Annotated in this window: 2 protein-coding genes; one reads left to right on the top strand and one right to left on the bottom strand. The window is 56.3% G+C overall.

Translation table 11 applies throughout. The annotated features are described in order from the left end of the window. Positions 1 to 397: 397 nt before the first annotated feature. Positions 398 to 1,702 carry a hypothetical protein gene (locus tag HUW43_RS00010; protein WP_223181145.1) on the bottom strand — a complete coding sequence of 435 codons (1,305 nt, stop codon included), beginning with the start codon at positions 1,700 to 1,702 and terminating at the stop codon, positions 398 to 400. Between the two features lie 705 nt (positions 1,703 to 2,407). Between HUW43_RS00010 and HUW43_RS00005 the strand changes: the two genes are divergently transcribed. Further along, positions 2,408 to 5,344, top strand: a complete 2,937-nt coding sequence (locus HUW43_RS00005; protein WP_054588702.1) for a TonB-dependent receptor — start codon at positions 2,408 to 2,410, stop codon at positions 5,342 to 5,344. Positions 5,345 to 5,422: the final 78 nt, after the last annotated feature.

Genomic DNA, 5,422 nt, shown 5'->3' with positions numbered 1-5,422 from the left:
TGGCCCACGGCCACAGCCGAAATTACACCACCTTGACGGACGCGACCAAACCTCGCCGCCACGCGGCTATGGCTGAAGTCTTTTGTCAACGCGGCCTAGGGACCTCACCGGCGGATTTCCATCAAGGCCAGCGGCACTCAAAACGCCGCACAAACAGGCCGGACATATGAAAGCAACCGATCAAAGCCATCGCGACCACAAAGCCCTTGCCATAGGGGGCGTCCACATATGAATCAGAAAACCGCCCAAAAAAGAATCCCCTTTGAATCAGCCAAATGTCATCCCGCTCTAACTCCTCGCCCAGCCAATGATATCTACGGCGGAAAACTCTAACCGCAACTGGTCCAGAATTCAGGTGGCAGAGCACCTGAAATGGAGGCGGCGCCGTTCTCACAGGTCAGAGCCGCACGCATCCCCGCAGGGTATCGCGCAGCACTGCAATTGAATTGCTGAGCGAGGCTTCGCCTTCCAGCCGCCCGTTGATACGTAGCATCACCGTCCCGCTTTGCTGCATGAGCAGGGGAACAAGTTGCGTACCCGTCACGCCGCCGATCCATTGAGTGCCGTTCGCATTGGCGCGCTGAACGGATATGCTAACGAGCCGACCGGAGAAGTTCCACGTCATCGTCATCGCATTGTCGGCGGAGGGCTTGTTGAGCAGCATCGCCATGTAGGGCTTTCCGCCTTCACAATAGAGACTGAGGGCTTCGATGTTGGGCGATGCCGCGGCGCTCACATAAGCCATGGGCGCGCGACCTTGCACCGGTACAACTTCCCAGGGTGTACCGGGAAGCGGCACTGCCGTTTCGGGCGGGCTTTTGTCCAACAGCGTCTTGATTTCCGGCGCAATCGGCAGCCTAACGCCCGAAGCAGACGGATAAACTGTTAGCTTGCCGCGCTCCCAAAGGCCCACCTGCACCGCACGGCGCGCCGGGTCTATTATTATATAGGCCTGCTCCACACCGCCCTGATGCTGCGCATTGCCGGAAAGATAGTAATAGTTCCCAGCCCGCTGCAATGGCGAGACGGCTGAGAGATTGGTCCGCAGCGCAGCCATCTTCGGCCCCATCCGGGCCTTCAATGCCGCAGCCAAGGTACCCTTATCGAACAGGTCGATATTGTCCTTGGCGTAGCTTCCCGGATATTTGCCGACGAGGCTGGCGAGATTGGTCCATTCCGCTGGAATGCCTTGCACGGCCACCGCCGGCTCAGGCCGTGGCGGCAGTGGCGTGCCAGCAAGAGCGCTGCCCTGGCAGAGCGTGAACGGGCCGCCACCCGTGAAGGCCGCATGGAAAGAAGCCGGGCGTTGGCCGCGCGGCAGATCGGATTCAAAGCGGATGACACCGCGCTTCTCGTCGTCGTTCACATACATGAGAACCCGACCAAAATCATTGCTGCTAACTGGAAAGGGAAAAAATACTGCCATGATGCCGTCATAGCTCTGGCCCATGAAGGTGAGAGCATATTCCACCCGAGGGGGCTTTATTTCCCGACCATTGGCGCGGAACGTCATGCCCTTTTCATCGATGGTTACGCGCGGTTCCTTTGAGCAGTCGCCGCGCGGGGCGTAGCTGCCAAAGATATGGTCGACGCCCTGATCCTTGAAGCTGGATAGTGGTAGCGCCTGCGCACTTGCGGCAGCAATCGTGGCAATCGCACAAGCGGCAAGACCTACACCCGAAAGGCGGATTGTGGACGGCATGTGAAATGGCAATGTCATGTCGAATCCCCATCGAAGTGGTGACGGTTTTCGCGCGCACATGGCTCAGTCACGAGGTAAATTGGTGCGCCGGTCGCCTTGATCCTATTTGGCCAACAGGATAGCTGACTTAAGGGATGGTTTGGTTCTGGTCATGGATGCCCCCACGTGAAAGCCCTGCCCGGCAGGGACCGTGACGTGGTTAATACGATCTTGATGACTCTAAAATGAACGGGAAGGAATAGGTGAACTGACCTGACCCCCTGGTTTCCACCAGCCGGGATCAGAGCCCGGCCTTTTGCACTGCTATCCAACTTTCGACCACGCGGGTCATGCGCTCCGGATCGGGCATGCCGTACCGCAGCCGCATCCAAAAGTCGTCGGCGCGCGCTCGACCGCGCCAAGGCTGAAGCGCTGACAGCAAGCATCGGATGTATAAACTGATATCTTCGGATCTGAGATGGCACACCTCCCACCGCCCCGAGCAAAATAATAAAGTGCCATAATAAAGTTCTTTACCAAATGCCGAAAAACTGCTCATCTTCCAGCCGAGCGGCGAGAATCTTTTCCTCTCCGGAAATCTCCTTCTGGCCACTCGTCAAACTCGGGGCAGCTCGGCGAGCTGCCCCATTTTTGAACATCGACAATCGGGGACAAGGACGGGTTCGCGCAAGAAACGAAAAAATCGAGACAGGGAGAGATAGGGTGATGAATAAGAAAGCCTATTGGTTGGCAAGCGCCGTCGTGATGGCGTTGCCACAGGTCTCAAATGCTCAGGAAGTCATAGCCGAAGAGCCAGATGGCGGTGACAATGTCATCGTCGTGACAGCGCAACGTCAGGCGCAAAGCTTGCAAGACGTACCGATCGCTGTCAGCGCATTCAGCGCTGAGGCGCTTGAAAGCCAGCAGATCGAAAATGCCTCGGATCTACAGCTGACGCTGCCCAATGTATCTTTCTCGAAAGGCAATTTCACCTCAGCTTCATTCACTATTCGCGGCGTTGGCGACCTGTGCGTCGGCGTCACCTGCGATGCTGCGACCGCAATCCATGTCAATGGATCCCCCTTGTTCGGAACACGCCTGTTCGAGACCGAATATTTCGATCTGGAAAGGATTGAAGTCCTTCGCGGACCTCAAGGCACCCTGTTCGGCCGGAATGCGACCTCCGGGGTCGTGAATGTTGTGACCGCGAAACCCAAACTCTCCCGTTTCGAGGCTGAAGCGCAATTCGAGTATGGCAATTTCAACAGCATCGAAGCGCGTGGCATGGTCAACGTCCCGATCGGGGATATGATCGGCGTGAGGCTGGCGGGCATATATGTGAACCGCGACGGTTATACGACGAATCTCTATGATGGATCGGACATCGACGCTCGGGACCTCTATGCGTTGCGAGGCTCCCTTCGTTTCGAACCCGGTCCTGATACGACGATCGATCTCATGGGCTATTATTTCCGGGAAAAGGACACGCGCCTCAGAAACCAGAAACAAACGTGCCAACGCGATCCATTGGGCGTGCTCGGATGCCTGAACAATCGACGTGATTTCGATACCACGAACGCAAATTCAACGGTCGGTGCGACGCTCAGTTCATCCGAGTTCTTCGCCATTCAGGGCATTCCCGCCGTGCTCGGCCTCGGCAGCCTTTATGGCCCTGATGGGTTTTCCGGGTTTCAGGAGCCTGGCGATGTGCGTGTCGTCAACACGGCCTATACCCCTTTCTATTTTGCCGAAGAGCTACAGGTGCAGGCGCGCCTTGAGCAAAAATTCGGCGCGATGACCCTGACGGCCACCGGCATTTATCAGGATACTGAAGTCGATTCCAGGCAGGACTATTTTCTTGGAATTCAAAGCCGTGCCGGTTTCGCCCCGGCGCTCAATACGTTGGACTTTTTTGCGGCTAACGGATTACCGACAGGTCTTGCTCCGCCGGCGCCAGCCTTCATTCCCGGCTCTTCGGCCTATTTTTCGCCGATTGCCGGCGCTCTAATCCCGGACGGTCCGCAGGGCGTGCTGTGCACGTCGGATAATGATGATGGAAGCAGAGGCGCTTTCGAAGGGAACTCGCTGTGTTCCGAAACGCCGCTTTCTTTCGATCGATCTTCGGAACAACGCGAATCGTGGAGCGGAGAGCTCATCCTCACGAGTGACTTCGACGGGCCGTTCAATTTCCTGTTGGGCGGAATTTACGCGAAATCGAAAACCACCGACAATAGCTATTATGTGAACTCGTTTGCGCTCGATTACGCCAGTGCCGTATTGGGTTCATTCGGCTCCTTGTCGGGCGGCCTTCCGCCATCCTATTTCGCGACGTCGATGTATCGGAACAACTCGCTGGAATCGAATCTAGAGAGCTATGGCATTTTCGGCGAGGTCTATTTCGATCTAAGCGACCGGCTGACGTTGACCGGGGGGCTGCGTTACAATAATGACAAGAAGGATGTGACGGCGCGTACGACGCTGATCAGTTTCCTGAACCCTTATGCCAATGATGGAGATCCGTTCGATACCCCGATAACGCCCCTCACCGGGCCGTCTGGGCTTTTCGATGCCGACCCGGGGACGCCGGGCCAACAGCTCGCCCAGTTTCGCGAAGTAAGCTTCGACGAAATTACCGGACGAGCAGTTCTGGCCTTCGAGGTTACGCCGGACAATTCACTCTATGCATCTTATTCTAGGGGTTACAAATCCGGCGGGATCAATCCTCCGCTTTCTCCGATTTTCGCCGTCAGCGAGAGTTTCGGCTCTGAAACGATCGATGCCTTCGAGATCGGCTCCAAGAACGTCTTCGCAAACGGCGCGTTACAACTCAATGCCACCGCATTTTACTACAAATATAGTGGACTGCAGCTCAGCCGCATCGTGGCAAGAACGTCCGTGAATGACACGGTTGACGCCAATATCTGGGGTGTCGAACTGGAGTCTGTCATCAGGCCGGACCCGAACTGGCTTATCAATCTGTCCTTCAGCTATCTCAATGCCAAGGTCGCCGGCGATCAATTCTTCTCCAATCCGCGTGATCCGGGCGGCGGGGATCCTGATGCCGTGATTATCAAGGACATCAGCAATGGTGCGCACTGCGCTGTCACGGGACCTGCGCCTGGCGTTGCTGATGCGTTCGTTGCGGGCGTAAATGCGGCTCTCGGCCTTCGCGCACCGCAGGAATTTCCTTCGGACGGCAATATCGCCTCCAGCGGCGCGTTCGGCATTTGCGGTGTCCTCGCGAGCGCTATCCCTGCGAACAGCGGGATCCAGGTATTGAGTCCTGGCGTCGAGGTTAACATCAAGGGCAACACATTGCCGCAAGCGCCGAATGTCAAGGTCTCGATGGGCGTGCAGTACACGGCAGAGGTCGGGAATGGTATGACACTCGTCCCCCGCGTCGACATTTCCATGACCGGAAAGCAATATGGCAATATCTTCAACGGCAGAATTAATCGCATCCAACCTTTCGTACAGGCTAATGCAGTTTTGCAGTTGAATGGTGCCGACGAGCGCTGGTTTGTCCGGGGGTTCGTTCAGAATATCTTCGATAGCAACTCAGTTACCGGACTTTATGTCACCGATGCATCTTCCGGTAATTTTACAAATATCTACACGCTTGATCCGCGGCGTTATGGTGTCGCGATCGGCGCAAAATTCTAATGCTTTAGCTGTCCCAATCGATCGGGAAAAATTATACCGCATGAAAATCGCGGCGTCGGAGGGCCAGTAGCAGGCCCT

This window comes from Sphingopyxis sp. LK2115, assembly GCF_014595975.1.
In the GTDB taxonomy this organism is placed as follows: Bacteria; Pseudomonadota; Alphaproteobacteria; order Sphingomonadales; family Sphingomonadaceae; genus Sphingopyxis.
This window is presented reverse-complemented; position numbering and strand designations above follow the sequence as displayed.